Source organism: Pusillimonas noertemannii (assembly GCF_003096595.1).
GTDB lineage: Bacteria > Pseudomonadota > Gammaproteobacteria > Burkholderiales > Burkholderiaceae_B > Pusillimonas > Pusillimonas noertemannii.
Genome location: NZ_QEKO01000003.1, coordinates 59,340 through 73,992, shown reverse-complemented (window position 1 = coordinate 73,992; position 14,653 = coordinate 59,340). Strand labels below are relative to the sequence as shown.

The 14,653-nt window shown below is 64.7% G+C and carries 14 protein-coding genes; 8 read left to right on the top strand and 6 right to left on the bottom strand.

The features are described from left to right. The first annotated feature begins 4 nt into the window (after window positions 1-4). On the top strand, window positions 5-1,366 hold the full coding sequence (gene pcnB / locus C7440_RS11485; protein ID WP_116518628.1) for a polynucleotide adenylyltransferase PcnB: 1,362 nt from the start codon (window positions 5-7) through the stop codon (window positions 1,364-1,366). Between the two features lie 63 nt (window positions 1,367-1,429). Further along, window positions 1,430-1,939 (top strand): 2-amino-4-hydroxy-6-hydroxymethyldihydropteridine diphosphokinase, encoded by a 510-nt coding sequence (gene folK / locus C7440_RS11480; protein WP_116518627.1) that lies wholly within the window; start codon window positions 1,430-1,432, stop codon window positions 1,937-1,939. A 91-nt stretch (window positions 1,940-2,030) separates the two neighbouring features. On the opposite strand, the gene C7440_RS11475 is transcribed toward folK, so the two are convergent. Both C7440_RS11475 and C7440_RS11470 read right to left on the bottom strand, forming a co-directional pair. Then, complete coding sequence (locus tag C7440_RS11475; RefSeq protein ID WP_116518626.1) at window positions 2,031-3,554, bottom strand: fumarate hydratase; 1,524 nt, start codon at window positions 3,552-3,554, stop codon at window positions 2,031-2,033. A 35-nt stretch (window positions 3,555-3,589) separates the two neighbouring features. Then, window positions 3,590-4,357 (bottom strand): crotonase/enoyl-CoA hydratase family protein, encoded by a 768-nt coding sequence (locus C7440_RS11470; protein ID WP_017524712.1) that lies wholly within the window; start codon window positions 4,355-4,357, stop codon window positions 3,590-3,592. Between the two features lie 206 nt (window positions 4,358-4,563). On the opposite strand from C7440_RS11470, the gene glyQ reads away from it, so the two are divergent. Genes glyQ through gloA form a run of 6 tightly spaced genes read left to right on the top strand, consistent with a single transcriptional unit; the run spans window position 4,564 to window position 10,153 of the window. Further along, window positions 4,564-5,469, top strand: coding sequence for a glycine--tRNA ligase subunit alpha (gene glyQ / locus C7440_RS11465; RefSeq protein ID WP_017524713.1), 906 nt, complete (start codon window positions 4,564-4,566; stop codon window positions 5,467-5,469). After that, window positions 5,466-7,607, top strand: a complete 2,142-nt coding sequence (gene glyS / locus C7440_RS11460; protein WP_116518625.1) for a glycine--tRNA ligase subunit beta — start codon at window positions 5,466-5,468, stop codon at window positions 7,605-7,607. Before glyQ ends, glyS begins: the two co-directional genes overlap by 4 nt. After that, window positions 7,604-8,140 carry a D-glycero-beta-D-manno-heptose 1,7-bisphosphate 7-phosphatase gene (gmhB, locus tag C7440_RS11455; protein ID WP_116518624.1) on the top strand — a complete coding sequence of 179 codons (537 nt, stop codon included), beginning with the start codon at window positions 7,604-7,606 and terminating at the stop codon, window positions 8,138-8,140. Before glyS ends, gmhB begins: the two co-directional genes overlap by 4 nt. Window positions 8,141-8,142: 2 nt before the next feature. Next, window positions 8,143-8,874, top strand: coding sequence for a lysophospholipid acyltransferase family protein (locus tag C7440_RS11450; RefSeq protein ID WP_017524716.1), 732 nt, complete (start codon window positions 8,143-8,145; stop codon window positions 8,872-8,874). Further along, entirely contained in the window at window positions 8,858-9,742 is an 885-nt protein-coding gene (locus tag C7440_RS11445) for a M48 family metallopeptidase (protein ID WP_116518623.1), read from the top strand. Before C7440_RS11450 ends, C7440_RS11445 begins: the two co-directional genes overlap by 17 nt. 15 nt (window positions 9,743-9,757) lie before the next feature. Next, on the top strand, window positions 9,758-10,153 hold the full coding sequence (gloA, locus tag C7440_RS11440) for a lactoylglutathione lyase (RefSeq protein ID WP_026067982.1): 396 nt from the start codon (window positions 9,758-9,760) through the stop codon (window positions 10,151-10,153). On the opposite strand, the gene C7440_RS11435 is transcribed toward gloA, so the two are convergent. The 4 genes from C7440_RS11435 to C7440_RS11420 all read right to left on the bottom strand — a co-directional run bounded on the left by C7440_RS11435 (window position 10,111) and on the right by C7440_RS11420 (window position 14,644). Next, the gene (locus C7440_RS11435) at window positions 10,111-10,869 is read right to left on the bottom strand and encodes a sulfate/molybdate ABC transporter ATP-binding protein (RefSeq protein WP_017524719.1); all 759 of its coding nucleotides are present in this window, start codon (window positions 10,867-10,869) and stop codon (window positions 10,111-10,113) included. The genes gloA and C7440_RS11435 overlap by 43 nt on opposite strands. Window positions 10,870-10,879: 10 nt before the next feature. Continuing rightward, entirely contained in the window at window positions 10,880-11,554 is a 675-nt protein-coding gene (gene modB, locus C7440_RS11430; RefSeq protein WP_017524720.1) for a molybdate ABC transporter permease subunit, read from the bottom strand. A gap of 9 nt (window positions 11,555-11,563) precedes the next feature. Continuing rightward, entirely contained in the window at window positions 11,564-12,307 is a 744-nt protein-coding gene (modA, locus tag C7440_RS11425) for a molybdate ABC transporter substrate-binding protein (protein ID WP_026067983.1), read from the bottom strand. Window positions 12,308-12,406: 99 nt separating this feature from the next. Beyond that, on the bottom strand, window positions 12,407-14,644 hold the full coding sequence (locus C7440_RS11420) for an acyl-CoA dehydrogenase (protein ID WP_116518621.1): 2,238 nt from the start codon (window positions 14,642-14,644) through the stop codon (window positions 12,407-12,409). Window positions 14,645-14,653: the final 9 nt, after the last annotated feature.

Genomic DNA, 14,653 nt, shown 5'->3' with positions numbered 1-14,653 from the left:
GCCCATGTTGAAAGAGACAATAAAAAACTTTGTTGGCCGGCTCTTCTCGAGCCCGGTACGCGGCCCCGAGCGCCTGTCGCGCGACAAGCACGGTATCGATCGGCGCAACGTCTCGCGCCACGCCATCAAGGTTTGTGAAGTACTGCGTCAAAAGGGCTACGACGCCTACATCGTGGGCGGCGCGGTGCGCGACCTCATCGTCGGGCTCGAACCCAAGGATTTCGACGTCGCCACCAACGCCACGCCCGAGCAGATCCGCCCGCTGTTCCGGCGCGCCCGCATCATCGGCCGCCGCTTTCAGCTGGTGCACGTGGTCTTCGGCCAGGAAATCATCGAAACCTCCACCTTCCGGGCCCCGGCCGAGGCCGGCGACCAGGAAACCGACGAACACGGGCGCATTCTGCGCGACAACCTGTTCGGCACCCATGAACAAGATGCGGCCCGGCGCGACTTCACCCTCAACGCACTGTATTACGATCCCATCGACGAGGTGGTCATCGACTATCACCGCGGCGTGGCCGACCTGAAGAAGCGCGTCGTGCGCATGATCGGCGACCCCGAGACCCGCTATCGCGAAGACCCGGTGCGCATGCTGCGCGCCGTGCGCTTTGCCTGCAAGCTCGACGGCACCGTCGATCCGGCCACGCTGGAGCCCATCCGCAAGCTCGCGCCGCTCGTCAAGAACGTGCCCGCCTCGCGACTGTTCGACGAGATGCTCAAGCTGCTTACCTGCGGACATGCCATGAGCTGCCTGCGCCAGTTGCGCGAGCTGGGCCTGCACCAGGGCATGCTGCCCATCATCGACACCCTGTTCCAGACGCCAGAAGGCGAACAGTTCGTCTCCCTCGCCCTCGAGCGCACCGACGCGCGAGTCCGCTCGGGCAAATCGGTCAGCCCCAGTTTCCTGTTCGCCGCCTTGCTCTGGAAGCTCGTGGACAAGCGCTGGGTCGACATCACGGCCAAGGGCGAACACCCCATCCAGGCACTCGTGCTGGCCGCCGACGACGTCATCGACCGACAGACCCGCACCCTGGCCATCCAGCGCCGCTTCCAGGCCGACATGCGCGAAATCTGGTTCATGCAGCCGCGCTTCGAACGAGCCACGCCGCGCACCATCTGGCGCATGCTCGATCACCAGCGATTCCGCGCCGCCGTCGACTTCCTGCAGCTGCGCGCCGAAGCCCGCGAGGTCGACAGCGTGCAAGCCCAATGGTGGATGGACCTGGCCAATGCCGACAGCAACGACCGCGCCCAGATGATCGACGAATACCAGCGCCAGAATGCCGGCTCGGCATCGAGCAAGCCCCGCAAGCGCCGTCGCCGACGCAAGCCGGCCGCCGCGAGCCCCGACGGCACGCCGGCCTGACATCTGTCGCGGCAGTTTGAATCGTCTGCGCCAATTTGAAGCAGGCCCCACGCCAGACCCCTAATGTCCAGTCAAGCACCTCATGACGAATCCGATGCAAAATGGGTCACCGCCTACGTCGGCCTGGGCGCCAACCTGGGCGATGCACGGCGAGCCCTGCGGCAGGCGGCGCAACAGCTGGCCGGCGCCGACGGCATCGGCGAACTGACGCTTTCTCCGCTATACCGGACCGCTCCGATCGAATCGAGCGGCCCCGACTACATCAACGCCGTAGCCTCGCTGCGCACCCACCTTGCGCCGCATGAACTGCTGGATGTGCTGCAGCACATCGAACGGCTCCATGGCCGCGAACGTCCCTATCGCAATGCGCCCCGCACCCTGGACCTGGACCTGCTGCTATACGGTGAGCAACGCATCGACACGCCGCGGCTGAACGTGCCGCATCCACGCATGCACCAGCGGGCTTTCGTCCTGCGCCCCCTGCTCGACCTGGCGCCTGAAATGAAACTCCAGGGGAAAAGCCTGCCCGAGCTCCTGGAAGCCTGCGCCGGCCAGGCACTGCAAGCCCTCTGAACCCCCCCGCGCCGTTCCCAAATGAACAAGGCGGCCAGTCTGTAAAGACCTGGCCGCCTTGTCGCTTTCAGCCCTTGGGGCGTAGGCGTACTCAGACCGGCACAACCGGTATCTGCGCAATACGCGCCTGCCATTGCTTCGGCCCCGTCTCGTGCACCGAAGTGCCGCTCGAGTCCACGGCCACGGTAACGGGCATGTCCTTCACGTCGAACTCATAGATGGCTTCCATGCCCAGGTCTTCGAAGGCCACGACCTTGGCCCCGCGTATCGCCTTGGACACCAGGTAAGCCGAACCGCCCACCGCCATGAGGTAGGCCGAGCCATGCTTGCGTATCGACTCGATGGCCACGGGACCGCGTTCGGCCTTGCCTATCATGGAGATCAGCCCCGTCTTTTCAAGCATCATATCGGTGAACTTGTCCATGCGGGTGGCTGTGGTGGGGCCCGCAGGACCGACCACCTCTTCGCGAACCGGATCGACCGGCCCCACGTAGTAGATGACACGGTTCGTGAAATCGACCGGCAGCGATTCTCCACGCTCGAGCATTTCCTGGATGCGCTTGTGGGCCGCGTCGCGCCCCGTCAGCATCTTGCCCGACAGCAGCAGGGTCTGGCCGGGTTTCCAGCCGGCCACCTGCTCTTTGGTGAGCGTATTGAGATCGACCTGCAGCGACTTGTTGTAGTCGGGCGCCCAGTTCACGTCGGGCCAGTCCGAAAGCGCGGGCGGCGTCAATTGAGCCGGACCCGAGCCGTCGAGCACGAAGTGCACGTGGCGGGTGGCGGCACAGTTCGGAATCATGGCCACGGGTTTCGAGGCCGCGTGCGTGGGGAAGGTGTTGATCTTGACGTCCAGCACGGTGGTGAGCCCGCCCAGGCCCTGTGCGCCTATGCCCAGCGCGTTGACCTTTTCGTAGAGCTCGATGCGCAGCTCTTCGAGCTTGTTGGCTGGCCCACGGGCCAGCAGCTCGTACATGTCGATGTCGTCCATCAGGGCCTGCTTGGCCATCAGCATGGCCTTCTCGGCCGTGCCGCCGACGCCTATGCCCAGCATGCCGGGGGGACACCAGCCCGCCCCCATCTGGGGCACGGTCTTGAGCACCCAGTCGACCAGCGAATCGCTGGGATTGAGCATGACGAACTTGGTCTTGTTCTCGGAGCCGCCGCCCTTGGCCGCCACCTGCACGTCGACCGTGTCGCCGGCCACAAGCTCGACGTTCACGATACAGGGCGTATTGTCGCGCGTGTTCTTGCGGGTAAAGAGCGGGTCGGACAGCACCGAGGCGCGCAGCGGATTGTCGTGGTTGGTGTAGCCCCGGCGCACCCCCTCGTCACAGAGCTCTTGCAAGCTGCGCTGGGTGTCCAGGCGCACATTCATGCCGATCTTGAGAAAGACGTTGACGATGCCGGTGTCCTGGCAGATGGGCCTGCGTCCCTCGGCGCACATGCGCGAGTTGGTCAGGATCTGGGCAATGGCGTCCTTGGCCGCCGGGCTTTCCTCGCGCTCGTAGGCGCGCGCCAGGTGCTGGATGTAGTCGGCGGGATGGTAATAACTGATGAACTGCACCGCGTCGGCCACGGACTGGATCAGGTCATCTTCCTTGATGAGGGTTGTCATAACGGTCTGGGTTGTAAAAATAGGGAGTTGGATGGCTACTTGCCCGTCCAAACGGGCTTGCGCTTCTCGGCAAAGGCGGTGGCGCCCTCTTTGGCGTCGGCCGACGCAAAAATCGGCGCGGTGCGCGGACGTTGCAGGTCGAACATGTCAGACTGGCGCCAGTCTTTGGAAGCGGAAATGATTTCTTTTGCGGCCTGCACGGCAAGCGGACCGTTCTGGGCGATGACGCGGCCCATGGCCAGGGCGCCCTCGAGCGCCTTGCCCGGCTCGACCAGGCGATTGACCAGGCCGAAATGATGGGCCCGCTGGGCAGGCAGCATCTCGCCGGTAAGGATCACCTCGAGCGCAATGTGATGCGGAATGCGCTGCGGCAGGCGCAGCATGCCGCCCGAGCTGGGCACAAGCCCGCGCTTGGTCTCAGGCAGGCCGAAATTGGCGTTCTCGGCGGCAATGATCATGTCGCAGGCCAGGGCGAGCTCGCAACCGCCCGCCAGGGCATAGCCCTCGACTGCAGCGATAAGCGGCTTGCGGGGTGCTTTTTCGCACAGGCCGCCGAAGCCACGGCCCGGCACCAGCGGGCGCTGGCCCGTGGCGGCAAAGGCCTTGAGGTCCATGCCGGACGAAAACGTGCCGCCGGCACCGGTAAGAATGCCCAGGGCCAGGCTGTCGTCGGCGTCCAGGCGCTCGAACTCTTTGGCCATGGCAAGCGCTGTTTCATAGTTGATGGCGTTGCGGGCCTCGGGGCGATTGATCGTGATGACGAGCACGCCGTCGACGACGTCCGTCTTGACTAGATCCGGCATAGAAGGGTCTCCATGAGGCCGCGCCACTGCGCGGCCAAAGCTGAAAGTTCGCGATAACCCAGTATCATACGACCATTGCCCCCCTCAAGAAAATCGGCGGCCGGGCCCGGCCCGAAACAACCGCGGCCTCGCACCGCCGGTCCGCCGCCCGGAAGCACGGTAAAATTGAAAAATTTTGCGGCTTTTCGCTTTACTGGCTCTTGCTCATGCTCACCTTCCAGCAAATCATCCTGAAACTCCAGCAATACTGGGACCAGCAAGGCTGCGCCCTTTTGCAGCCCTACGACATGGAAGTGGGCGCCGGCACCTCTCACACCGCCACTTTCCTGCGCTCCATCGGCCCCGAGCCCTGGCGCGCGGCCTATGTACAGCCGTCCAGGCGCCCCAAAGACGGCCGCTACGGCGAAAACCCCAACCGCCTGCAGCACTACTACCAGTACCAGGTCGTGCTCAAGCCCGCGCCCCCCGAAATTCTCGATCTGTACATTGACTCCCTGCGCGCCCTGGGCATCGACCCCGCGCAGCACGATATCCGCTTCGTCGAGGACGACTGGGAAAACCCCACCCTGGGTGCCTGGGGCCTGGGCTGGGAAGTCTGGCTCAATGGCATGGAAGTAACCCAGTTCACCTACTTCCAGCAGGTGGGCGGGCTTGACTGCACCCCGGCTACCGGCGAGATCACCTACGGCCTCGAGCGCCTGGCCATGTATCTGCAGGGCGTCGAAAGCGTCTACGACCTGGTGTGGACCACCGGCGCCGGCGGGCGCCCCGTCTTGTACCGCGACGTTTTCCACCAGAACGAAGTCGAGCAGTCTACCTACAATTTCGAATACGCCTCAACCACCATGCTGTTTGCCCATTTCAACGACTACGAGGCGGAAGCCAAGCGGCTCATCGAAGTGCCTCTTGCACTGCCGGCCTATGAAGCAACGCTCAAGGCGGCCCATACATTCAACCTGCTCGACGCCCGGGGCGCCATCAGCGTCACCGAGCGGGCAGCCTACATCGGCCGCATCCGCAACCTGTCGCGCAGCGTCGCCCAGGCTTATTACGATTCACGCGAACGGCTGGGCTTTCCCATGCTTGCCGCCCATGCGGAGGCCGCGCAATGAGCCAGGCCGATACCCGCCCCCTGCTGGTCGAACTGCTGACCGAAGAGCTGCCCCCCAAGGCCCTGCAGAAGCTGGGCCGCGCCTTTGCCGAAGGCCTGCGCGGCGTGCTCGAGAAAAAGCACCTGCTTGGCGCCAGCTGCCGGGTGGTTGACTACGCCACGCCCCGGCGCCTTGCCGTGCTCCTCGATGCCGTGCTGGCCCAGGCCCCCGAAGAGCACTACAGCGAAAAGCTCATGCCGGCCAAGGTGGGGCTGACCGACAGCGGCGAGGCCACGCCGGCCCTGGCCAAGAAACTGGCCAGCAAGGGCCTGCAGCATCTGCAGCCGGCCGACCTCGTGCGCGAGTCCGACGGCAAGCAGGACTACCTTTATGCCAACGGCGTCGCACCCGGCGCCCTGCTGGCCGACGGCCTGCAGGAAGCCCTGGACACGGCCATTTCCAGCCTGCCCATTCCCAAGGTCATGCGCTACCAGTTGGCCGATGGCGTCACCTCGGTCAAGTTCGTGCGGCCCGCGCATGGCCTGATCGCCCTGTGGGGCGCCGATGTCATTCCCGTGCAGGCCCTGGGCCTGCAGGCGGGCCGGCACACCATGGGCCACCGCTTCATGGGTAGCCAAAGCATCGACCTTGCCGATGCAACTTCGTACGAAAGCCGGCTTCTCGACGACGGCATGGTCGTCCCCTCGTTCGCGGCCCGCCGCGACGACATCCTGAAGCAGCTCGACCAACACGCTGCACGCCTGAACGCAACGCTTGGCAATGATCCCGAGGTCGAGGCGCTGCTCGACGAAGTCACCGCCCTGGTCGAGCACCCCACGGTCTATGCCGGGCAGTTCGACCCGCGCTTCCTCGAGGTGCCGCCCGAGTGCCTGATCCTGACGATGCGGCTGAACCAGAAGTATTTCCCCCTGTTCGACCCCGGCACCGGCAAGCTCACGCACCGCTTTCTTATCGTCAGCAATATGCGGGTGGAAGATCCCACCAACATTGTCGAAGGCAACGAGCGCGTAGTGCGTCCCCGCCTGGCCGACGCCCAGTTCTTCTTCGAGCAGGATCGCAAGCAGCCGCTGGCCGAACGCGTCGCCACACTGGCAAACAGCGTCTATCACAACAAGCTGGGCTCGCAGTTGCAGCGCAGCGATCGCGTGCGCGCCATTGCGCGCTACCTGGCCGAACGGCTGGGCGCCGACGCCGCCCTGGCCGATCGCGCCGCCCTGCTCGCCAAAGCCGACCTGGTCACCAATATGGTTGCCGAGTTCCCCGAGCTGCAGGGTGTAATGGGGGCCTATTACGCGCAAGCCGATGGCGAACCCGCCGACGTGGCCTCGGCCCTGCGCGGCCAGTACCGCATCCGCCTCGACGAACCCGTCGACGCCGCCTCGCTGACCGGCACCATCCTGTTCATCGCCGAGCGCGCAGAAACCCTGGTGGGCATCTGGGGCATCGGCCTCGTGCCCACCGGCGAGCGCGACCCCTACGGCCTGCGCCGGGCCGCGCTGGGCATTATCAGCGCCTTCGAGCAGCTTAGCGCGGGCGGCTATCTTTCGGTTCCCGACGATTCGCGCCTGACACTCGCCGGCCTGCTCGACGCCGCCGCCGGCACATTTTCGCAGTTCGACATTGCGGCCGACACTCCCCAGGCGGTCAAGGGCTTTATCTACGAGCGCTACCGCAACCAGCTGGGCGCCGACCACGACAAGAACGTCGTCGAGGCCGTGCTGGCGCCCGAGCCGCCGCTGCACGAAGTACGCGCCCGCATCCAGGCCTGCTCGAGCTTCGCCCAGCGGCCCGAGGCCGAAAGCCTGGCCGCCGCCAACAAGCGCATCGGCAACATCCTCAAGAAAAGCGATGAAGCCGCAAGCCGGGTCGACCCCTCCAGGTTCACCGAAGACGCCGAGCGCGCCCTGGCCCAGGCCATCGAGCAGATCGGGCCGGTGGCCCAGGCACAGTTCCAGCGGGGCGACTTCACGGGCAGCCTGGCCACGCTGGCACAGGCGCGCTCCGCAGTCGACACCTTCTTCAACGACGTCATGGTCATGGCCGACGATCCGGCTGTTCGCGCCAACCGGCTGGCCCTGCTGGGCCAGTTGCACGCCACCATGAACCAGGTCGCCGACATTTCAAGGCTTGCATCGTGAAGCTGGTCATACTTGATCGCGACGGGGTCATCAACCACGACAGCCCGAGCTTCGTCAAGAGCCCTGCCGAGTGGGTGGCGCTGCCGGGCAGCCTCGAAGCCATCGCCCGCCTGTCGCAGGCGGGCTGGCGGGTGGTCATCGCCAGCAACCAGTCGGGCCTGGCGCGCGGCCTGTTCAATATGGAAACGCTCAACGCCATCCACGCCAAGATGCGCATCGAGCTTACCCAGCTGGGCGGCCATGTCGACTCCATCTTCATCTGCCCGCACGGCCCCGACGACAACTGTCAGTGCCGCAAGCCCAGGCCCGGCATGTACCTGGACATCGCCCGGCGCTACGACATCGATCTCAAGAGCGTGCCGGCGGTCGGCGACTCGCTGCGCGATCTGCAGGCGGCACATGAGGCCGGCTGTGCCCCCTGGCTGGTATTAAGCGGCAACGGGCTCAAAACCCTGGACAGCGGCGAACTGCCCCCCGGCACGCAAGTGGCCGACGATCTGGCCCAGATCGTCGACCGCTGGCTGGAAGCCTGATCATGGCGGCCCTGCGTTCGGCACTGCTGCTGCTGTTCATGATCGTGACGGTCATTCCCTATGCCCTTGCCTGCCTCGTCTGGGCACCCTTGCCCCTGAAATGGCGCTATCGGCTCACGATCGGCTGGCCCCGCCTGGTCATGTGGGCCGGCCGCGTCATTACCGGCATGCATTGGCGGCTGAAAGGCTGGGAGAACCTGCCCGATCGTCCGGCGGTCGTGCTCAGCAAGCATCAGTCGGCCTGGGAAACCCTCTTCCTGCCGGCCTACCTGCCGCGCGAAGTCTGCTTCGTCTACAAGAAAGAGCTCAACCGCATTCCCTTCTTCGGCTGGGGCCTGGCGCTGCTGCGCATGATACCCATCGACCGCAGCAAGGGGCGCGATGCATTCGAGCAGGTCGTGCGGCTGGGCCAGCAGCGCCTCGACGAGGGCCGTTGGCCCCTGCTTTTTCCCGAAGGCACGCGCATCCCCCCCGGCAAGACGGGACGCTATAAAATGGGAGGTGCGCTGCTGGCCACACGAACCGGCGCCGTGGTCGTACCTATCGCGCACAATGCGGGCGAATGCTGGCCCAAGAACTCCTTTATCAAAAGGCCTGGCCTCATCACCGTCTCCATCGGCCCCCCCATCGAAACCGCCGGACTCGATGCCGAAGAGGTCAACCGCAAGGTTCAGGACTGGATAGAGAATGAAATGCGCCAGCTCAACCCCGAACGCTATGCCGCTCGAGAATAGGCAACTCAGCCTTTTCGAGCCGGAAGCCGCCGCGCCGCCCGCACCGCCATCCCCGGCGTCTCCGCGCAGCACCGCCCCTACCGGCACACCCCTTGCCGTCAGCCCTCCCCCTTCCCTGCCGCCCCGCGCACGCTGGCGCGAAGTGCAGACCGAACACCAGCCCATCGGCTTCGTGCTGCGCCGGTCGCGCCGTAAAAGCATAGGCCTGGTCGTGAATGACGACGGCCTGCAGGTCACAGCGCCCAACTGGGTAACGCTGGCCCAGATCGACGCCGCCGTGCAAGAGAAAGCACGCTGGATACTTGAAAAACTGCGGTGGCGCCATGAACGGCAGCAGCAGCTGGCCATGGTGGACACGCACTGGAAGGACGGCACGCACGTCCCTTACTTCGGCCAGCGCATCGAACTGGCCCTGGGCCACCCGGGCTCGGCGCATTCGTTTACCGGACAGCGCTTCGCGCCGAAAGAAGGAGACCGGCTGCTGCTTGCCCTGCCCCGCGATGCCGATCACCAGCGCGTGCGCGACAGCGTGCACGCCTGGCTGCAAGCCGTTGCCACCGAATGGTTTCAGCAGCGCCTCGATCATTTCCTGGCGGCCAACGACCTGGCCATCAAGCGCTGGCGCCTGTCGTCCGCCAGCACGCGCTGGGGCTCGTGCAACAGCGACGGCAACATCATGCTGAACTGGCGCCTCATCCACTTCGACCATGACGTCATCGACTACGTCATCGTCCATGAAATCGCGCACCTGCGCGAGATGAACCACAGCAAGGATTTCTGGCGCGAGGTCGGACGCATCCTGCCGGGCTTCGAGTCGGCCCGCGATGCGCTGCGCCGGCACGACCCCGCCTCCCTGCCACTTATCTGAACGGAGAACCACACAATGCGTTTACTTCACACCATGCTTCGCGTCGGCGACCTGGAGCGTTCACTGGCTTTCTACACCGAAGTGCTGGGCATGACACTGCTGCGGCGCAAAGACTACCCGGACGGCAAGTTCACCCTGGCCTTCGTGGGCTACCAGCCCGAAAGCGAAGGCGCGGTGCTTGAACTGACGCACAATTGGGACACTGCTTCGTACGAACTGGGCAACGCCTACGGCCACATTGCGCTCGAGGTCGACGATGCCTATGCCGCCTGTGAAAAAATCAAGCAAAAAGGCGGTCGTGTGGTGCGCGAGGCCGGGCCCATGAAGCACGGGCAAACCGTCATCGCCTTCGTCGAAGACCCCGACGGCTACAAGGTAGAGTTGATCCAGTCGAATTCTCGCGTGGATTGAACCGCTTCCGGTTCTGAACGGCCGCCCCGTGCCCTTGCGGGCAGGAGGCTTGCCTGGCCCGCCTGTCCGTGCTCTATACGCACCATTTCGTCGGCCAACACCGCAACGTCCTCTTCGTCGTGCGAGATGAGGATCATCGGTATGTCCAGTTGGGCCTGCAGCCGGGCAAGCTCGTCTCGCAGGCGCTTGCGCAGCGGCCGGTCCAGGGCGGCAAAGGGCTCGTCCAATAATAAGGCGCGAGGCTCGGCGACGAGGGCGCGCGCAAGGGCCGTCCTTTGGCGTTGCCCCCCTGACAGCTGTTCAGGATATTGATTGGCCACCGACTCGAGATGAAAAGCCTGTATCCAGCGCCTTACGGCTTCATGCCTGAGGCTACGTCCCGGATTGAGCAGGCCCAGGTGCAAGCCGAAGGCGATGTTCTGAATGACCGTCAGATGCGGGAACAGGGCGTAGTCCTGAAACACGTAGGCCAGCCCGCGACGCTGCGGCGAAAGATCGACGCGCCGGTCGCGGTCGAACATGTCGACGCCGTTCATGCGAACGTGGCCGCCATCGGGGGTTTCGAGCCCCGCGATCATTTTCAGGGTCATGCTCTTGCCCGCGCCCGAGGGCCCGAACAACACCAGCCGCCGCGCATTGCTTTGAAAACGCAGGTCGAGCTCGAAGCTATGCTTTCGTCCCTCGAAACGCTTGCGTAAAGCTACATCCCAGATCATGCACGTGCCCTCATGACTGCCCCGGAACGCGGCCAGGCACCAACCTGCCCGCCACCAGCAGCACCACGATGCAAGTCAGCGAGGTGACCAGCACGAGGAAGTTGGCCAGGTCGTCCTGTCCCGCCTGCACGGCCTCGTAGACAGCGATCGACAGGGTTTGCGTCTTGCCCGGGATGCTGCCGGCAACCATCAGCGTGGCGCCGAACTCGCCCGCCGCGCGGGCGAAGGCCAGCAGCAGGCCCGCCAGAATGCCGCGCCAGGCCAGAGGCAGGGTCACGCGAAAGAAAATGGCCATCTCGCCGATGCGCAACACCCGAGCCGCCTGCTCGTACTGAGGCTCCACCACCTCGAAGGCGGCGCGGGCCGACTTGAATGTCAGCGGAAACGCCACGATGGCCGCCGCCAGGACCGCGCCCTGCCATGTAAAGATCAGATTGATGCCGAAGGTGGACTGCAGCCACGCGCCGAAGGCGCCGTTGCGCCCCAACAGCACCAGCAGGTAATAGCCCAGCACTGTGGGAGGCATGACCATCGGCAGGGTCAGGATGGCGTCGAGCAGGTCGCGGCCCGGAAACCGCGTACGGGCCAGCAAATAGCCCAGTGCGACGCCAAAAATCAAATTGAGCAGCGTCGCCCAGCCCGCAACCTTGAGCGTCAGCGCCAGGGGAATCCATGCATCCGCCATGTCTGGCCGTCAAGGTTTGCCGAAGCCGTATTTGGCCATCACTGCCTGAGCCTCGTCAGTGTGCACGAAGTCGACAAAGCTCTTTGCCGCCCCGGCATTGGCGGCACTGGCCACGGGTGCGATCGGATAGAGAATGGGGTCCTGGGTGGGGGCGGTGAATGCCACCTTGACCTTGTCGGGCATGATGGCCGCATCCGTGGCGTATACGAATCCGGCATCGACCTCGCCGCGCGCCACATAATCAAGCGCCTGGCGTACGTTCTGCGCCCCGATCATCTTGGGTTCGATAGCCGCCCATAGTCCCGCCTTTTCGAGGACGCTTTTTGTATAGCGACCAACCGGCACACTGGCAGGCAGGCCGATGGCCACGCGTTCATAGGCCGGTTTGGCCAGGTCCTGAATCGAGGCCGGCGCCCCGCTGCCCTGCAGGGGTACGATGACCACCAGCGAATTGGAAACAAAGTCGCTGCGCTGATCGGCCTTGATCAGGCCCTGTTCCTGGGCCTGGTTCATGGTGACCTGGTCGGCGCTGGCAAAGACATCGACCGGGGCGCCCTTGGCGATCTGCTGCAGCAAGGCGCCGGAACCCGCGAAATTGAGCTGCACCTTGGTGTCGGGGTGCTTGGCCTCGTACAGCGGGGCCAATTCGCGGAAAGCGTTGGTGAGGCTGGCGGCGGCCGATACGGTAAGCTCGGCGGCCACGGCTTGCGCACTGAACAACAAGGTCAGGATAACTAACGAAAGACGGCTCATGATCTTCTTGGTAAAGGTGTAGCGAATACTGCGCAATATACAGACATATATTACGCTTGTCACGCCGCCGTCACTGATCATGCGTTGCAGCAAGGCATGTCAGGCTTCTTGCGCACCCGTGCGGGCAAAGGCGTCAGCCGCGAAATCATCCACCTGGATGACTCGCGCTACGGCTTTCTCGGCTTCTTCCAGCGATTGCGCCTGCTGGTCGCTGATGGCGCCCTTGGAATGTGCAACGCGCCAGTCTTTCAAGCCGCTGTCCTTGAGGCTGTCCATGAGCGGCTGTGTCTTGACCACCATGTCGAAAGCCTGCTCGAGCTCTTCGACCGCCCGGCCGTTGCAGTTGCTCCAGACCTCGCCCACCAGGCGCATGCGCGCCTCGCTGGGCTCGAGAAGAATCTGCGCGCAGGCCGCCAGCGCGGCGTCGGTGGGCGGCCGCACCCGGGTAAACGGCGGCAAAAGCATGACCCGCAGCAGGCCGGCCAGCCAACGCGAAGGATAATTGTGCAGGATGTCGTCGATGCGCTTCTCGATGACCGAAAAGCCCTGGAAGGCGCACACCTTGACCAGCGGCAGATCGGCTTCGTGCTGCCCCTCGTCGTGCCAGCGCTTGAGCATGGCCGACAGCAGATAGAGTTCGGCCAGGATGTCGCCCAGCCGGGCCGAGAGCATCTCGCGGCGCTTGAGCGAACCTCCGAGGCTGAGCACGGTCATTTCGGACAGCACCGAAAACGCCGCCGAATAGCGGTTGAGGCGGCGATAGAAAGGCGCCGTGCGGCCCACGCCCTTGGGCGGCGCCGCCAACACCGCGCCGCTCCATGCATGGCCGATGGCCCTCAGCGTGGTTTTGGCGCTATGGCCGATATGCTTCCAGATCACGCCGTCGAAGGCGTCCATGCCGGCCTCTTGGTCGCTGTCGGCCAGCGCCTGCAGCTCTTTCATCAGATAGGGATGCGCCCGGATGGCGCCCTGCCCGAACACGATGAGGTTGCGCGTGACGATGTTGGCGCCTTCCACGGTAATGCCCACCGGCAACGCGCGATACAGCCCCCCCAGATAATTGGAGGGCCCATCGATGACAGCCTTGCCCGCGTGCACGTCCATGGCGTCGTTGACCGACTGCCGCATGCGCTCGGTGGCGTGCAGCTTCATGATGGCCGACACCACCGAAGGCTTGTGGCCCATGTCGAGCCCCGCGCAGGTAAAGCGCCTTGCCGCTTCGACCAGATAGGCGTTGGCCGCCATGCGGCCGAGCTTTTCTTGTATGCCTTCGAACTTGCCTATGGGTATGCCAAACTGCCTGCGCACGCGCGCATAGGCGCCGGCGGTGTGGGCGGAAAAAACGCAGGCCGCGGCGGCCAGGGAAGGCAGGGAGATGCCCCGCCCCGCCGCCAACGCGCTCATCAGCATGGCCCAGCCGTGCCCGGCCTTGTCGATGCCGCCGATCAGGGCATCGAGAGGCACGAAGACGTCTTTGCCCTGGTTGGGTCCGTTCTGAAAGGCCTGCATGGCCGGCAGATGGCGCCGGCCTATTGTGATGCCGGGCAAGTGGGTGGGCACGAGCGCCACCGAAATGCCCAGGTCGGTGCGATCTCCGACCAGGTGATCGGGGTCGTACAGCTTGAAGGCCAGGCCCAGCACCGTGGCCACCGGGCTAAGGGTGATATAGCGCTTGTGCCAATTGAGCAAGATACCGATCTGCTCGACGCCGTCGACCTCGTGGCGGCATATGACGCCGGTGTCGGTCATGGCCGCCGCGTCGGAACCCGCCTCGGGGCTGGTGAGCCCGAAGCTGGGAACCTCTTGGCCCTTTGCCAGCCGGGGCAGCCAGTAATCGCGCTGCGCCTGGGTGCCGAACTGCATCAGAAGCTCGCCGGGCCCCAGGGAATTGGGCACCATGACGGTGACCGCCGCCGTGACGGACTGCACCGAAATGCGCCGCACGACTTCAGAATGCGCATACGCCGAAAACCCCAGGCCGCCGTATTCGCGCGGGATGATCATGCCGAAAAAACCCTGCTCTTTCAAGAAGCTCCATACTTGGGGCGGCAGGTCGTGGCGATTCCATGAGATGTCCCAGTCGTCGAGCATCGAGCAAAGCCGGGCCACGGGGCCATCGAGAAAAGCCTGTTCGTCGGCCGACAGCCTGGCAGGGGGGGTGGCCATGAACAGGCGCCAGTCGGGCCGGCCCGAGAACAGCTGCGCGTCCCACCAGACATCGCCCGCATCGATGGCCTCTTGTTCGGTGGCCGACAGGCGCGGCATGGCGCCTTGCGCCATGCGATACAAGGGTTCAGTCAGCCATCCGCGGCGCCAGCTTCGCCAGTCCCATTTCATGAGCAACCT